Source organism: Candidatus Pelagibacter sp. uisw_138, from assembly GCF_059512485.2.
In genome coordinates, this window is sequence record NZ_CM183453.2 from 1202957 (window position 1) to 1219747 (window position 16791).

17 protein-coding genes are annotated in these 16791 nt (G+C 31.2%); 8 read left to right on the forward strand and 9 right to left on the reverse strand.

The genetic code is table 11. The annotated features are described in order from the left end of the window. Genes rpmA through AC5YGC_RS06500 form a run of 8 tightly spaced genes read left to right on the forward strand, consistent with a single transcriptional unit; the run spans position 1 to position 6120 of the window. Positions 1 to 255 carry a 50S ribosomal protein L27 gene (rpmA, locus tag AC5YGC_RS06465; protein ID WP_271525759.1) on the forward strand — a complete coding sequence of 85 codons (255 nt, stop codon included), beginning with the start codon at positions 1 to 3 and terminating at the stop codon, positions 253 to 255. 29 nt (positions 256 to 284) lie between these two features. After that, positions 285 to 1268, forward strand: coding sequence for an Obg family GTPase CgtA (cgtA, locus tag AC5YGC_RS06470; protein WP_496139402.1), 984 nt, complete (start codon positions 285 to 287; stop codon positions 1266 to 1268). Further along, positions 1258 to 2364, forward strand: coding sequence for a glutamate 5-kinase (gene proB / locus AC5YGC_RS06475; protein ID WP_496139403.1), 1107 nt, complete (start codon positions 1258 to 1260; stop codon positions 2362 to 2364). Before cgtA ends, proB begins: the two co-directional genes overlap by 11 nt. 1 nt (position 2365) lies before the next feature. Next, positions 2366 to 3616: a glutamate-5-semialdehyde dehydrogenase gene (locus AC5YGC_RS06480; protein ID WP_496139404.1), complete on the forward strand. Its 1251-nt coding sequence runs from the start codon at positions 2366 to 2368 to the stop codon at positions 3614 to 3616. After that, the gene (gene nadD / locus AC5YGC_RS06485; RefSeq protein ID WP_496139405.1) at positions 3597 to 4139 is read left to right on the forward strand and encodes a nicotinate (nicotinamide) nucleotide adenylyltransferase; all 543 of its coding nucleotides are present in this window, start codon (positions 3597 to 3599) and stop codon (positions 4137 to 4139) included. Before AC5YGC_RS06480 ends, nadD begins: the two co-directional genes overlap by 20 nt. A gap of 17 nt (positions 4140 to 4156) precedes the next feature. Continuing rightward, a complete protein-coding gene (rsfS, locus tag AC5YGC_RS06490; protein ID WP_496139406.1) occupies positions 4157 to 4507 on the forward strand; it encodes a ribosome silencing factor in 351 nt (116 codons plus the stop codon). Then, on the forward strand, positions 4504 to 5643 hold the full coding sequence (locus tag AC5YGC_RS06495; protein WP_496139407.1) for a S41 family peptidase: 1140 nt from the start codon (positions 4504 to 4506) through the stop codon (positions 5641 to 5643). Before rsfS ends, AC5YGC_RS06495 begins: the two co-directional genes overlap by 4 nt. Next, positions 5644 to 6120 (forward strand): RNA pyrophosphohydrolase, encoded by a 477-nt coding sequence (locus AC5YGC_RS06500; protein WP_496139408.1) that lies wholly within the window; start codon positions 5644 to 5646, stop codon positions 6118 to 6120. It abuts the gene before it with no gap. On the opposite strand, the gene atpC is transcribed toward AC5YGC_RS06500, so the two are convergent. The 9 genes from atpC to AC5YGC_RS06545 form a co-directional block, all read right to left on the reverse strand. After that, the gene (gene atpC / locus AC5YGC_RS06505) at positions 6113 to 6505 is read right to left on the reverse strand and encodes an ATP synthase F1 subunit epsilon (protein ID WP_415278147.1); all 393 of its coding nucleotides are present in this window, start codon (positions 6503 to 6505) and stop codon (positions 6113 to 6115) included. The genes AC5YGC_RS06500 and atpC overlap by 8 nt on opposite strands. Further along, positions 6505 to 7923, reverse strand: coding sequence for a F0F1 ATP synthase subunit beta (gene atpD, locus AC5YGC_RS06510; protein ID WP_496139409.1), 1419 nt, complete (start codon positions 7921 to 7923; stop codon positions 6505 to 6507). The genes atpC and atpD overlap by 1 nt, the downstream gene beginning before the upstream one ends. Before the next feature lie 2 nt (positions 7924 to 7925). Then, a complete protein-coding gene (locus tag AC5YGC_RS06515) occupies positions 7926 to 8801 on the reverse strand; it encodes a F0F1 ATP synthase subunit gamma (protein ID WP_496139410.1) in 876 nt (291 codons plus the stop codon). Positions 8802 to 8804: 3 nt separating this feature from the next. Beyond that, positions 8805 to 10340 (reverse strand): F0F1 ATP synthase subunit alpha, encoded by a 1536-nt coding sequence (atpA, locus tag AC5YGC_RS06520; RefSeq protein WP_496139411.1) that lies wholly within the window; start codon positions 10338 to 10340, stop codon positions 8805 to 8807. Beyond that, positions 10341 to 10898 (reverse strand): ATP synthase F1 subunit delta, encoded by a 558-nt coding sequence (gene atpH / locus AC5YGC_RS06525; protein ID WP_496139412.1) that lies wholly within the window; start codon positions 10896 to 10898, stop codon positions 10341 to 10343. A gap of 110 nt (positions 10899 to 11008) precedes the next feature. Next, a complete protein-coding gene (priA, locus tag AC5YGC_RS06530; protein ID WP_496139413.1) occupies positions 11009 to 12964 on the reverse strand; it encodes a replication restart helicase PriA in 1956 nt (651 codons plus the stop codon). A gap of 376 nt (positions 12965 to 13340) precedes the next feature. After that, positions 13341 to 14264, reverse strand: coding sequence for an L-histidine N(alpha)-methyltransferase (egtD, locus tag AC5YGC_RS06535; protein ID WP_496139414.1), 924 nt, complete (start codon positions 14262 to 14264; stop codon positions 13341 to 13343). After that, on the reverse strand, positions 14261 to 15181 hold the full coding sequence (locus AC5YGC_RS06540; RefSeq protein ID WP_496139415.1) for a methyltransferase domain-containing protein: 921 nt from the start codon (positions 15179 to 15181) through the stop codon (positions 14261 to 14263). The genes egtD and AC5YGC_RS06540 overlap by 4 nt, the downstream gene beginning before the upstream one ends. Next, the gene (locus AC5YGC_RS06545) at positions 15178 to 16176 is read right to left on the reverse strand and encodes a phytanoyl-CoA dioxygenase family protein (protein ID WP_496139416.1); all 999 of its coding nucleotides are present in this window, start codon (positions 16174 to 16176) and stop codon (positions 15178 to 15180) included. The genes AC5YGC_RS06540 and AC5YGC_RS06545 overlap by 4 nt, the downstream gene beginning before the upstream one ends. Positions 16177 to 16791 lie beyond the last annotated feature (615 nt).

Consider the following 16791-nt stretch of genomic DNA (forward strand, 5'->3'; position numbering starts at 1 on the left):
ATGGCTACAAAAAAAGCAGGAGGATCATCGAGAAACGGACGAGATAGTGCTGGTCGGAGACTTGGCGTTAAGAAGTACGGTGGTGAAGTAGTGATACCTGGAAACATAATTGTTAGACAAAGAGGAACTAAAATTTTTCCTGGTGAAAATGTGGGAATGGGAAAAGATCATTCAATTTTCTCTGTTGTTGAGGGGAAAGTAGTATTTAAAAAAGGTAGATTAGACAGAACATTCGTTTCCGTGAAACCCAATTAGTAGTACAACTAAAAACTAACAGTTGTAATATGAAGTTTCTAGATCAAGTAAAAATTTATGTAAAGGCCGGCAATGGTGGGCATGGTTCCCCTAGTTTTCGTAGAGAGAAATTTATTGAATACGGTGGACCTGACGGTGGTGATGGAGGCAAAGGTGGTACCATATTCCTAAGATCAGAAAGAAATTTAAATACTCTTATCGATTATAGATTTCAACAACACCATAAAGCAGGAAGAGGAGTAAATGGTTCTGGACAAAATCGTACAGGTCATGGTGGAGAAGATCTATTTTTAAAAGTTCCAATAGGTACACAAGTTTTTGAAGAAGATAATAAAACTTTAATTTATGATTTTAAAAAAGAAGGTGAAGAATTTATTGTAGCTAATGGTGGTAAAGGTGGTCTTGGAAACACTAGATTTAAAAGTTCCACTAATAGAGCTCCAAAAAAATTTACTAAAGGTGCAATCGGCGAAGAATATGTAATTTGGCTTCAATTAAAAACTATTGCCGATGTTGGTATTGTTGGATTACCTAACGCAGGTAAATCAAGCTTACTGGCTGCCATTACAAATGCGATGCCTAAAATTGCAAACTATAAATTTACAACACTAAATCCAAATCTTGGTGTTGCAAGTTATGATGATAAGGAAATAACTCTAGCTGATATCCCTGGATTAGTTGAAGGTGCACATGAAGGTGTTGGTCTTGGTATTCAATTTTTAAAACACATAGAAAGATGTAAAACTTTAATGCATTTAATAGATATTACTGATGAAGACCTTGAAAGTACCTATAAACAAGTTCGAAATGAGCTAGGGAGTTACAGTAAAGATTTACTAGAAAAAAAAGAAATAATTGTATTAAATAAGACAGACTTATTAGAGGAAGAAGAAGTGAAAGAAATTTTAAAGAATTTTTCTAAAAATAAAGATTCTGAGGTGGTTACACTCTCAACATTAGAAAAAGGCTCAATATCTAAAATTAAAGCTAAATTACTCTCCTATGTATCTTAAAGATTCTAAAATAATTGTAATTAAGATTGGCTCATCTTTGTTAATAGATGACAAAAAAAAAGTAAGAAAAAAATGGCTCACTGAATTTACTAAAGATATTCAAGAACTAATAAAACAGAATAAAAAAATTATTATTGTAAGCTCAGGAGCAATAGCAATGGGTTGCAAAAAACTAAATATTAGCAAAAAAAACCTTAAGATTGATAAAAGTCAGGCCGTTGCATCTATTGGGCAAATTGAGCTAATGAATTTATTCTCAGAAGTATTTGTTAAATTGAAAATTAATATTTCTCAAATTCTTCTCACTTTGGAAGACACAGAACAAAGAAGAAGAGCCCTTAATGCAAAAAGAACTTTTGATAACTTATTTAAACTAGGCTTTGTGCCAATAGTTAATGAAAATGATACTATTGCTACTTCAGAGATTAAGTATGGTGACAATGACAGATTAGCATCTCGTGTTGCACAAATATCAGGCGCAGACTCACTTATATTGCTTTCTGATGTAGACGGTCTTTATACGCACAATCCAAAAATATATAAAAATGCAAAATTAATAAAAGAAATTAAAAATATAGATAAAGACATAGAAAAAATCGCCACTAAAAGTATTAGTGAGCATGGCACAGGTGGTATGAAGACTAAAATAGATGCTGCAAAAATCTGTCAATTATCAGGATGCCAAATGGTAATAGCAAATGGATTATTAAGCAGACCCATTAAAAAAATAACTGAAGAGAATAATTGCACATGGTTTTTACCTAAAGTTTCAAAATTGGCTGCTAGAAAAAAATGGATTATTAGCTCTATTTCACCTAAAGGCGCACTTATTATTGATGACGGTGCAAAACAGGCACTTTCAAATGGTAAAAGCTTATTAGCAGCAGGAATAAAAAAAGTGTCTGGCCGTTTTAGCAAAGGTGACCACATCAAAGTTTTAGATAAGAATAATTACGAATGCGCAAGAGGACTTAGCTCTTTTTCATCGAATGAAATAGAAAAAATTATGGGTCACCACTCAAAAGAGATTGAAAAATTACTAGGATATATTTCTAAATCAGAAGTAATTCATAAAGATGATATAGTAGAGGTATAAAATGAGTAAATATATGAGATTAATAGGTCAAAATGCAAGTAAAGCATCGCTTGATAAAATTAATTCAAAAACTAAAAATAAAATTTTAAAAAGATATGCCTTATTATTAGGTCAAGAAAAACAGTCTATACTTAAAGCTAACCAAACCGACATTCAATTTGCTCTTGGCAAAGGCTTAAAAAGCAATCTAATAGAAAGATTAACTATTGATGAAAAAAAATTAATAGGCTTAAAAAATTCTATAAATAAAATTGCTAACTTAAAAGATCCTGTTGATACTACTTTAGAAAAATGGCGTAGACCAAATGGTTTAACAATTAGCAGAGTGTCTATACCTATTGGTGTTATAGGTGTTATTTATGAAAGTAGACCTAACGTTACATCTGATGTTGCAAGTTTATGCTTCAAATCTGGAAATGCTGTAATTTTAAAAGGTGGCTCCGAGGCTATAAATACTAATAAAATTTTAGCAAAACTATTTAGGAGGTCTCTTAGAGAAAATAAAGTGAATGAAAACTTTATTCAATTTATAGATTCTAAAGACAGAAAAATGGTCGACTTTATGCTTTCAAGAATGAAAGATTATATTGATGTAATAATACCTCGTGGTGGAAAAAATTTAGTAAAAAGAGTTCAGCAATTTTCAAGTGTCCCTATTATTGGTCACTTGGAAGGTCTTTGTCATACTTTTATTGATAAGGATGCTAATTTAAAGATGGCTACAAACATTACCTATAATGCTAAGCTAAGAAACACTAGTATTTGTGGAGCTACAGAAACAATTTTAATACATGAAAAAATTGTTAAGAAATTCTGTAACCCAATTTTAAAAAAGTTAGAAGAAAATCATTGCAAGATATATGGAGACCGCTTTTTGAAAAAATATTACAAGGGAAAAATTTATTCAGCAAAAGAAAGAGATTGGTCTACTGAATATTTATCAGCAACAGTTTCTGTAAAAACAGTTAAAGATTGTGAAGATGCCATTAATCATATTAACAAATATGGAACTATGCACACCGACTCTATCGTTACTAAAAATAAAAGAACTGCAAATAAATTCCTAAAAAATGTTAAAAGCTCTATAGCAATGCATAATACATCCACTCAATTTGCTGATGGTGGTGAATTTGGTTTTGGTGGTGAAGTTGGCATTTCGACAAACACATTGCCTCCGAGAGGGCCTGTTGGATTAGGACAACTCGTTTCATACAAATACGAAATTGTTAGTAATGGTAAAACTAGAAAATAACTTAAAACAAAAAAAGACAAAAATTGGAATCTTGGGGGGAACTTTTGATCCTGCCCACAAGGGCCATTTAGAAATTTCTAAACAAGCAAAAAAAATATTAGAATTAAAAAATATTATATGGGCAATTACCAAACAAAACCCATTTAAAAGCACAAGTAAAACAGATATAAAAAATAGAATAAAGTTTGCAAAAAAATTCATTGGTAAAAATAATTTTATTAAAGTTAAGTTTTATGAAGAAAAAGTTCTTTCCAATAAAACAATTGATCTCATTAATTATCTAGATAAAGATAAAAAATTTGAAATTTATTTCATTATGGGTGCTGACAATCTAATTAATTTTCATAAATGGCATAAATGGAAATCCATTATAAAAAAATGCAATCTGCTTGTATTTGATCGACAGGGATATAAAGCAAGATCATTAAGATCTGTTACCTTTAATGGTGTAAATAAAAAAAAATTATCTTTTATTAATTTTAAAAAGGTCAATATTTCATCTTCTCAATTAAGAAAAATTTGATAAGGTTAAATGTATTAATGGAAAAAAACGTAGACCTTAAAAATTTAATCCTAAAAACCCTAGATTCTAATAAAGCCCTAGATATTATTTCAATAGATCTTAAGAATAAAAGTTCAATGGCTGACTATATGATTATAGCAAGTGGAACTTCTTCTAGGCATATTCAAGCTTTATCTGAAATGGTATTAGAAAAATTAAAGACTAATGGAGTAAAAAATTCTAAGATTGAAGGAAAAGAAAGTGCGGACTGGAAATTGGTTGATGGTATAGACTTAATTGTTCACATATTTCATCCAGACAAAAGAAAATTTTATGAATTAGAAAAAATATGGTCACAAGTTATTCCTAAAGAAAAAGTGATGATATGATTTTGACTAAAAGGTTTTTTATTTTTTTTATAATACTATTATTTACTTTTCAAAAAAGTTTTTCTGAAAATACTGACATATATAAAAAAATCGATTTGTTTGGTGAGGTGCTTGAAAAAATTAGCAAAGAATACGTTGATGAAGTAGATCAATCAAAAAGTATGGATTCAGCCATAAATGGTTTATTACAATCACTAGATCCCTATTCTGCATATATGACGCCTGAAAGTTTTGAAGGTATGCAAACTGAAACCAGCGGAGAGTTTGGTGGACTTGGTATTGAAGTTGGCATGGAAGCAGGTGTTGTGAAAGTGATATCACCAATAGATAATACTCCAGCATCAAAAGCAGGCTTAAAAGCTGGTGATTATATTGTAAAAATTAATAATAATCAGGTTCAAGGGAAATCATTAATGGAAGCTGTAGAATTAATGAGGGGACCTGTTGGATCGAGTATTAAAATAACAGTTAGAAGAAGAGGTGTAAAAAAAACATTACTTTTTAATATAACGAGAGAGGTTATTCAGGTTCAATCTGTAAAATCTGAACTTATAGATAATAACATTGGCTATATAAGACTAACTTCTTTTAACGAAAATAGTAGTGAACAAATTAAAGAAAAGATTAATAAATTAAATAAAAATAAAGATCTAAAGGGATATATCTTAGATTTAAGAAATAACCCTGGTGGCTTACTTTCTCAGGCAATTAAGATTTCAGACTTTTTTTTAGAAAATGGTGAGATTGTATCAACAAGAAGTCGACAAGCCTCAGAAAATCGAAAGTGGTTTGCTAAAAAAGGTGATCTAACAAATGGTAAAACACTAATTATACTTATTAACTATGGATCAGCGTCGGCATCAGAAATAGTAGCTGGTGCATTAAAAGATCATAAAAGAGCTATTATACTTGGAGAAAATAGTTATGGAAAAGGTTCTGTACAATCAATAATCCCTTTAAAAAATAGAGGTGCTATTAGATTAACAATTGCAAAATATTATCTCCCTTCAGGAAAATCCATTTCTGAAGTAGGTGTAACGCCTGATATAGAAGTTGCAGAAGGTTCAGATGATTTTAAATTTAATTCTGAAACCGATAATCAATTGAATTTTGCAATAAAATTACTCAACGGATAAATGTTAGACGATAAAGTAAATTTACCTCTTAGAAGTGGAGTTGGAATTGTTGTTCTAAACAAAGATAATAAAGTTTTTGTTGCAAAAAGAATTGATAATCAAAAAAATTTTTGGCAGATGCCCCAAGGTGGTGTTGATAAGGGTGAGGACTATTTAACTGCTGCTTACAGAGAACTAGAAGAAGAAACTAGTATAAAAAATGTTGAATTAATTAAAGAGTGTGATGGATTAATCTCTTATGAATTACCAAAAAACTTATTAGGTATAATTTGGAAAGGTAAGTATAGGGGTCAGGAACAAAAGTGGTTTATAATGAGATTTTTAGGGCAAGATAACGAGATTGATATTAAGACTAAACATCCTGAATTTTGTGAATGGAAATGGATTGATCTTGAAAATATAACTGACCTAGTTGTAGACTTTAAGCTACATGTATACAAAGATGTTAAAGAAAAAGTAAAAGAAATTCTTAATTAAGAGTTTTTAGCACATCAATTTTTTGATCAACTAAGTATTTATTTTGATCTGTAATGTCACTATTTTTTGAACTTTCTTCTGCTTGAGCAAGTAGTTCACTAATTTTATCTTTATCAATATCTTTAATATTGAAAATAGAACTTGTTAGAACTGATAAATTATTATTCTTAAATTCAACAATTCCATCCTCAACGTAATAATTATCTTCTCCTGATTTAGAAAAGATTTTAATAATCCCTGGCTTTAAAAATGAAATAATTGAGATATGGTCCTTTAAAATCCCCATTTCTCCTTCAAAAGCAGGCACAACAACTTCTGTTACATCTTCTTTTGAAAGAAAAGATTTTTCTGGGTTTACGATTTCTATTTTGAACTCTTCACTCATTATGCGGCAGCATCTTTCGCCATTTTTTCTGCTTTTTCTATAGCTTCTTCAATTGTACCCACCATATAAAATGCAGCTTCTGGTAAATGATCATACTCACCATTGCATATTGCAGCAAAACCTTTGATTGTAGATTCTAAATCTACTAATTTTCCTGGAGAGCCAGTAAAGACTTCGGCAACAAAGAAAGGTTGTGATAAGAATCTTTGAATTCTTCTAGCTCTAGCTACTGTTAATTTATCTTCTTCAGATAATTCATCCATTCCTAAAATCGCAATAATATCTTGTAGTGATTTATAAGTTTGAAGAATTTTTTGCACTTCTCTGGCAACTCTGTAATGCTCATCTCCAACTATTCTAGGATCTAAAATTCTAGAAGTAGAATCTAGGGGATCTACTGCTGGATAAATTCCAATTTCAGCTATTTGTCTAGACAATACAGTTGTTGCATCTAAGTGAGCAAAAGATGTAGCAGGCGCCGGGTCAGTTAAGTCATCTGCTGGTACATAAATCGCTTGTACAGATGTAATAGAACCTTTGTTAGTTGTTGTAATTCTTTCTTGAAGGTTACCCATGTCTGTTGCAAGTGTAGGCTGATATCCAACAGCTGAAGGAATTCTTCCTAATAATGCAGAAACTTCTGAACCTGCTTGAGTAAATCTAAAAATGTTATCAACAAAGAATAATACATCTTGTCCTTCTTGGTCTCTAAAATATTCAGCTACAGTTAAACCTGTTAAGGCAACTCTTGCTCTAGCCCCTGGGGGTTCATTCATTTGACCATACACTAGTGCTGCTTTTGATCCTGGACCTTCTGGCTTAATAACGCCTGAATCTATCATTTCGTGATAAAGGTCATTTCCTTCTCTAGTTCTTTCTCCAACACCAGCAAACACAGAAAATCCACCATGAGCTTTTGCTACGTTGTTAATTAATTCCATAATAAGTACTGTCTTACCAACACCCGCACCTCCAAATAAACCAATTTTTCCTCCTTTGGCATATGGTGCTAATAGATCAACTACTTTAATTCCTGTAACTAGAATTTCTGTCTCTGTTGACTGATCACTAAATTCAGGTGCAGCTCTGTGAATTGACCATTTCTCTTTTGTTTTAACTTCACCTTTTTCATCAATAGGTTCACCTATTACATTTATAATTCTTCCTAAAGTTTCTGGACCAACTGGAACTTGAATGGGAGCACCTGTTGCAGTTACTTCGTCCCCTCTTTTTAATCCTTCAGTGGCATCCATTGCAATTGTTCTAACACTTGATTCACCAAGGTGCTGTGCAACCTCTAAAACTAATCTGTTGTCTCCATTTTTACATTCTAATGCTGATAAAATTTCTGGTAATTCTCCATCAAATTTTACGTCTACTACTGCTCCAATGATCTGTGTGATTTTTCCTTTGCTCATAATTATAAACTTTCCGCTCCTGATATGATTTCAATTAGTTCTTTTGTAATAGCTGCTTGACGACTTCTATTATACTCAATAGTAAGCTTGTCAACCATTTCACCTGCGTTTCGAGTTGCACTATCCATTGCGCTCATTCTTGAACCCTGTTCGCTAGCTGAATTTTCTAACATCGCTTTAAAAATCTGAGTAGATATATTTTTAGGCAATAAATTGCTTAAAATTTCATCTTCATCTGGTTCAAATTCATAATTATCCTCAGAAGAATTTTCTTCTGCTTCAGATGTTTTTAAAGGAATTATTTGTTGTTCTTGAGGTATTTGAGTGATTACATTTTTAAATTTATTATAAAAAATTGTACACACGTCAAATTCTTCTTTTTCAAAGTTTTCAATTATCATTTTTCCTACTTTTTCAGCATCTAGATAATTGATAGTTTTTGAATCTTTAAAAGATATTCTCTCTACAATATGATCTTTATAAACTCTTTTTAATTGATCATATCCCTTAGATCCAACAGTTATAATCTTAAAAGTTTTTCCCTCATCAGATATTTTTTTAAAATATGCTTTGGCTTTTTTAATAATATTTGTATTAAAACCACCACATAGACCACGATCAGACGTTAACACAATACATAAATGCACCTTATCTTCACCTGTTCCAGAAAGGAGCTTAGGTGCATTTTCCTTATCAGAAATACCACTAGATAAATTAAGAATAATGTTATTCATTTTTTCAGAATAAGGTCTTCCCTTTTCAGCATTTTCTTGTGCTCTTCTAAGTTTAGCAGCCGCAACCATTTTCATAGCTTTGGTAATTTTTTGTGTAGACTTTACACTTGCTATCCTTTTTTTTAAGTCGTCTAGTGTTGCCATATTTTAAGAATTAAAGTTCTTCTTAAGTTCCATGATAGTTTCAACTAATGATTTTTCAGTATCTTCTTCAAGTTTACCTGAGCTTAAAATAGATTCTAAAATTTCTGGTTTTTCAGATTTACATTTTTCAATAATTTTAGATTCGAACTCAGCAATATCTTTAAGCTCTACATCATCCAAATAACCTTTAACTCCACAGAAAACTGAAATTACTTGCTCAGCAACTGTCATAGGAGAATATTGTTTTTGTTTTAGAAGTTCAGTTAGTTTTGAACCTCTATTTAAAAGTTTTTGTGTTGATGCATCTAAATCAGATCCAAATTGTGCAAAGGCAGCCATTTCTCTATATTGAGCAAGCTCCAACTTCATTGAACCAGAAACTTTTTTCATTGCTTTTGTTTGTGCTGCAGATCCAACTCTAGAAACTGATAGACCTACGTTAATCGCTGGTCTAATTCCTTGGTTAAATAATTCCGTTTCAAGAAATATTTGACCATCTGTAATTGATATAACGTTAGTAGGAATAAAAGCAGATACGTCTCCACCTTGCGTTTCAATTATTGGAAGAGCGGTTAATGAACCTCCACCATGCTCATCACTAAGCTTGGCTGCTCTCTCAAGTAATCTGCTGTGTAAATAAAATACATCTCCTGGATAAGCTTCTCTTCCTGGAGGTCTTCTTAATAAAAGTGACATTTGTCTATAAGCTACAGCCTGTTTAGATAAATCATCATAAATGATTAATGCATGCATACCATTGTCTCTATAGTATTCACCCATAGTACAGCCTGTGTATGGTGCTAAAAACTGAAGTGGCGCTGCGTCTGAAGCAGTAGCAGCTACAATTGTTGTATATTCCATTGCACCAGCTTCTTCTAAAGTTTTTTGAATTTGTCTAACTGTAGATCTTTTTTGACCTATAGCGACATAGATACAATAAAGTTTTTGCTTTTCATCGCCAGATTCGTTTATTTTTTTTTGGTTAATGATCGCATCAATAGCAACTGCAGTTTTTCCAGTTTGTCTATCACCAATAATTAATTCACGCTGTCCTCTTCCAACTGGAACTAGACTGTCAATTGATTTTAAGCCTGTTTGCATTGGTTCACTAACAGATTGTCTTGGAATAATTCCAGGAGCTTTTACTTCAACTCTACTTCTTTTAGTTGCTTTATCTAAAGCACCTTTACCGTCGATTGGATTTCCTAATCCATCAACAACTCTTCCTAATAATTCTTTTCCAACGGGTGCATCAACAATACTTCCTGTTCTTTTAACAACGTCACCTTCTTTAATTTTTCTATCATCTCCAAAAATTACAACTCCAACATTTTCGCTTTCTAAGTTTAGAGCCATTCCTTTTGATCCATCGGAAAATTCTACCATCTCTCCAGCTTGAACATTGTCTAATCCATATACTCTAGCAATACCATCTCCTACTGACAAAACTTGACCAACTTCAGTCACTTCTGCTTTATCGCCAAATTTTTTAATTTGTTCTTTTAATATCTTTGTTACTTCTGATGGGTTTATATCCATTTATGCCTCTATCATCCTATTTTCGATTTGTTGTAATTTATTTTTAATGGAAGTATCCACCATTGTGCTTCCGACTTGCACAATCAAACCCCCAATTAAACTTGCATCGTGTTTGTAGTTTAATTTTATTTTTGAACTAAAGTTTTTAGTCAATTCTTCTTTTATGTTGTTAATCTCATTTTCAGTAAGATCTTTTGCAGAAGTTAGTTCTGCTTTTAATTCACCTCTTTTGACTGAACATGTCTCAACAAAGCTTTTTAGAATTTTATCTACGTAAAAGAATCTTCTTTTAGATATTAAGAAACTTAAAAATTTTGTTAATAATTCATTTAATTTATATTGTTTTGAAATTTTGCTTAGAGTATTCAATTGGTCTTCTTTGTTATTTGTTGGATCCTTAATTAGAGACTTAAAATCTTCACTTGAAGCAATTAAATTAATGATTGAAGCAGAATGAACCTCGATCTCGCTTAAATTATTAGCTTCTATTGCTAATTCATAAAGTGCCAGAGAGTACCTTCCAGCTGATGTTTCAGAAAAACCTTTATTTTTGCTCAATTTATTGTTCCTTATAAATATTTGAAGATTTATTAAATTTCAGTTTTAATTAACATATGACCCTATTCTCTTCAAGTCACACATTGTCTAAAAGTGTTATTTTTTGGCCATTAATTGAAGTTTATTGGATCAACATCAACTGTTAGTTTCATTCCTGTGGGAAATTTGAATTTTTCAATGATTTTGGCTAGTGAATTCTGTACTTTTAGAGATTTTCTACCTCTGATCAAAAGTCTTACTCTAAACTTTCTTTTTAATCTAAATATAGGTGCATTCACAGGGCCAAGAACTCTACCTTCGACAGCACTTTCTATAAAAACTTTAAACTTATAAGCCTCCTTTTCAAGTTCTCTTTCATTGCTGCCAGTAATTATTAAAGCAATAAATCTCTGAAATGGTGGAAGATTATTTTCCCTTCTAATTTCAAGTTCTTTATCTAAAAAAATATCTGGATCTTTATTTGTAATATCTGTTATCATTTTGGTATCTAAATTATAAGTTTGAAAATAAACAGTTGCTGGCTTTCCTGTTCTTCCTGCTCTACCTGAAAGTTGGTGATATAATTGTAAATTCTTTTCTGCACCCCTTAAGTCATGACCTTGTGATGATAAATCGATATCAACAACAACAATACAGTTTAAACTTGGAAAGTGGAATCCTTTAGAAATTAATTGAGTTCCAATTAAAATTTGAATTTTATTATCTATAATTTTTTCCAAAACATCTGCTGAACTTTTTTTATTCATTGTATCACTAGAAAATATAGTTGTTTCCTTGGTGGGAAAAATTTTTTTCACTTCTTCAGATATCCTTTCAACTCCAGGCCCACTAAAAATAAAATCACATTTTCCTTCTTTCGAGCAGTCCCTATTTAGTAAAGCTTTGTATCCACAGTAGTGACATAATAAATTTTGTTTGTTTTTGTGATAAACCAAATTTATTGAACAATTTGGACATGAATAACTAGTAAAACATTTTTTACATAATACATGGGGTGAAAATCCTCTCCTATTTAAAAAAAATAATACTTGATCTTTTTTTTCAAGATGAAATTTTACTTTCTCAATTGTTTCTTGTGATATCCAAGATTGAGATTCTAACTTTGAATTATTAAGATTAATTATTTCATATTTTGGTAAAGATGCATTTAAATATCTTTGATCAAGTTTTGATAAACTATATTTGCTTTTTTTAATATTGTCATAAGTTTCAATGGAGGGGACGGCTGTTATTAAGTTGATTGGAATATTTTCAAAGGATGCTCTAGAAATTGCCATGTCTCTTGCATTGTAAGTTACTCCCTCATCTTGCTTATAAGATTGATCATGTTCTTCATCAACAATGATTAATCCTAGTTTTTTAAAAGGTAAAAACAATGAGGACCGAGCACCAATTACAACTTTAATTTTATCATTTGCTATTCCGCTCCAAATAATTTCTTTATTTTTTTTTGTAACACCTGAGTGCCACACAGCAGGCTTGAATCCAAAAAATTCTATAAATTTATTTTGAAATTGTCCTGTTAATCCAATTTCTGGCAGTAGAATTAAACCTTGAAAACCCTTATTAATTATCTCTTTTAAAGCCTCAAAATAAACCATCGTTTTACCAGACCCTGTAGTGCCTTGTAAAACATGAACTCTAAATTTTTGATTTAATACGTTCATTTTTTTTAATGAATCTTTTTGCTCTTTAGAAAGTTTTATTTCATTTTCTTTAATGTCAATTTTGAATGGCTCATAAACTTCAATTGGTAACTTTTCTATTGCACCACTACTTAATAATAACAATTTTAATGCCATACCTTTAGGGGTCATATTATATTCAGAAAACCAATTTAAGAATTTAATTGTATTTTTCTTTAGTGATGGAACATCTAATTTTCTTAAAACTTTTTTAATTGCAAAATTTTTGTTTGTTTTTTTTTCAAAATCATCCCATACAACCCCAGTAACTTCTGACTTTCCAAAGGGTACCACCACATAGTCTCCAACCTTTAAATTTAAATCTGAATTGTAGGTAAATGGATGATTAAAAATATTTGGTATAAGAATCGGTACTTTCATAACATTATAATATGAAAATAATTTAAGAGTGTATTGTTCTTTTTTGAACAGCTCTACTTCTATCGATAAACATAACTTCTAAATACACTGTTAGCTTTCTTCTTTCCACACCATGAATAAACCATTAAACCAAATTTAATTCAAAAGTTTAATTTGTAATTCCAATATACTCGCAATTTTAGTTTAACTTTTGTTTTAGTACAAGTGATATTAAATAAGCTAGTATAATTTATTAAATTTTTTTTCTTTTTTCTGCACTTAGGGCACCACCATTTTTTTATCAATTTCCCCTTAACAACTATTTATCTTACATTAACATAATAATTAAAAAGAAGCCTATGCCCAATTTTTAGATTAAGGAAGGTAATAACTAGACCTATAAAGCTAGATCTAGACAATGAACACTAAAACGTTTTTTGTCATCAACCCAAGTTTTCTCAATTTTCCATCCGGCTTCATTAGCTAAATTTTTGAAGGATTTAATCGTGTATTTATGAGAATTCTCGGTGTGAATCTCTTCATTTTTTTTAATTAAATATGTTGAACCATTGATTCTAATATTATTATTTTTTTTAGATTTTAATCTCATCTCAATTCTTTTTTTTGATTTATTATAGATTGCTAAATGTTTATAGGAATTTAAGTTTATATCTCCACCTAATTCAGTGTTTATTCTTTTTAAAATATTTTTGTTGAATTTTGCAGTTACACCTTTTTTATCATCGTAAGCAGAAATTAGAGTTGGAATATCTTTAACTAAGTCAGCGCCTATGATAATTTTTTTTGCTTTAAATTTTGATTTAAGCATTGTTAAAAATTTAACAGCATCCTTTTTTTCAAAATTACCAATGGTTGATCCTGGGAAAAAAATAATTATATTTTCTGATGAATTGATTTTAAAAGGTAGCTTATTATTTCCTGAGAAGTCATATCCTTTCGGAGTAATAGCTACTTTTGGAAATTTCTTTTTAAAACCTTGAGATATTTTGGTTATATAATCTTCAGAAATATCTAGGGGTATATATTTTTTTGGCTTATCTAAGCTGCTGAGAAAAATAGCTATTTTTTTGATGTCTCCAGCACCTGGTTCAATTAAAACTGCGCTCTTGCCTATTTTATTGGCAATTTCAATTTTATTATCTTTTAAAATTTTTCTCTCAGTTCGTGTTGGGTAGTATTCTTCCAACTTAGTAATTTGTTCAAAAAGTTTTGATCCATGAAAATCATAAAACCATTTAGAACTTAGCTTCTTGTTTTTCTTACTTAAACCAAGACTTACTTCTTGTAAAAATGATTTCATTTTATATCAGGCACAACTAAAAGACGACTAATTGGCATTGAAAATCGTCCTTGTCTTTCAGCATCAGTGCTTTCTTTAGATATTGCGAGTAGGTTAGATAAACTTGTAATCATTAATTTTCTTTTCTCTGGCTTTAAGACAAATGCAGCATAAAAAAATCCTGCTGCAATTTCAGCTACTTGAGTAACTGATCCCTCCATAGATACAACTTTTGTTTCGATAGTTACATTTGCTTCTGGAAAAGACTTATGTACAAGATTACTTAAGCTTTCAGATCCTCGTATCCTTGAATCGCCTAAATCAATCTTTCCATAACTAGGTATTTCTTCTTGTACATAACTATAAATTAAATCGTGTACCTCTGTGTAGCCAGGTGCGGCATTCATTGGTCCATCAACTAATGCTGCAAACCGACCCTCAGAAGTTAAAACTCGTCTGACTTCATCTAACACAGGAGCTATCGGGTCCATTAATGTTAAAGCCCAATGACATAACACTATATCGATAGAGTTATCATTGATTGCTGTCAAATTTTGTGCTTTTGATTCAATGAGATTAACTCCTGTGTTTATAAGTCGAGTCTTAGCTAATGCTAATTCTTCAGGACACATGTCTATACCTTTTAAATTTAAATTTTTATTGCGATCAAATAAAATTTTTAATAATGGTCCTGACCCACAAGCAAGATCTAATACACATAAACTTTCATTATCAGGTACAAGTTCAGCTAGCCATTCATAACTATTACGTCCAGCTTCATCACGACAAGAACTTGCGCACACTTCAGTAAATCCGGTATGTTCTTGATGGACAGTTCTTAAGTGATCAACTAAAGCATTACCATCAGGATGTAGATTGCGAGTAAGACGGTCAGTCCAAATCGAATTTAGCCCCTTCTGATTATTTATGTCTTTCATGATTTGTCTTTAACTGGCCAACAAATTGGATTTAATGGACTAGCAGCTACGTCTCCTGGTTTGACATTGGGCATAAATTTCTGCCAGTCACCAGAGACCATCGTAGGTGCATTAACTACTCTCGCTCCATCTCGGTAATAAGTATTGGCTAGAGCCACTCGGCTACGATTAGTACGATTGCGTGAAGCAGTATGAAAATTTAAATTATGATGAAAGCTAACTTCGCCCAGTTCAAATGGAGTTTCGTTCACACTTACATTATTTTTTAAAAAAACATCTGAGACCCCACGGTCATATCCAGTACCAGTCTTTTCAAACGTAACAGCGTTAACTAATTCGTGGACATCGAGTGGATAGGCAAAAGAGAGTGGTCCCATCTCAAGAGGGATTGGCTGTGCTGGCGCCCAAGCGGTAACTACGTCATTAGTATCTAGCGGAAAATGATGATCATCGAAATGCCATGGGGTACGACCACAACCAGCTTGTTTAGCTAGTACATTGTCGTGGTAAAGTCTAACAGCTGGTACTTCAAGAAGATCTGCTGAAATTTGCCCTAGACGCGGTGATAATACGTAAGCACGAAGGAGTGCGTTGTCAGGCCAAATCATTTCAAGACTAAGAAAACGATCATGTGCTCCTTTATCTGGATCAACCTTAAACTCCTCTTTTAATAGATTAATTAACTCAGCTCGAAGTTTTAGCACAGCCCCAGATGAGAAAACCTTCTTAAGTTTTATGAAACCATTTTTTTTAAAAAAATAAATTTGATCATTGGTTAAATGGTAGGGCTCAGCTAATTCTGAGATAACTTCATCATCACTGGGTATTGCAATATCTGGTAAGGGATCAGCATTAATGATTTCATCTCCTTTAACATCATTATCTGCAAGACTAACATACCAGTCCCACCAGGCCTGATTACCCTTATCCCATGGTTTACTGATATCAGCAGCATCAGATATTTTAGAATTTAAATTGTCATTAGAGTTTGTCATTAGACTATTGTAGTAGTTTTATTTTTTATTAGTAAGAGTGCGTTTTGACATAAAGTATTTGTTTTACGCATGATTATAAATCAAAACTGTCTTATTTTTGGGATCATCAATATTTTGGTTTACGGCATAATTCATATTATTATTAATAAAACTATTTTAAGAAGTTTGTCTACATGTACTAGAGATATAGTCAATCCTGAACCACAAGTCTAACTGCTAGATGTAATGTAAAACAACAATACAGTCGCCGAACAAGAAAAGAACAAGAATTAAAAAAATAATTTTTTAATAAATGTGCAATACCAACGATTACAAAAATTTAAATAGTTTTCTAATAATTGATTATTATCGTTGGTACTAAAAGGTAATTTAAAAATCTTATAGGATAATATGGGATTAAGAGTGTATTGTTCTTTTTTGAACCGCTCTACTTCTATTGATAAACATAACTTCTAAACACACTGTTTACTTTTTACTTTCTGTAACAAGAATAGAACCTAAATTATAAAACTAATTCACTATTCAGTTAACAATCCCAATACATTTTTAACATTAGTTTAACTTTACTTATTGTTCAAGTCTATTCTATTAGAGTGAAGGCTTTATGGTTCATAT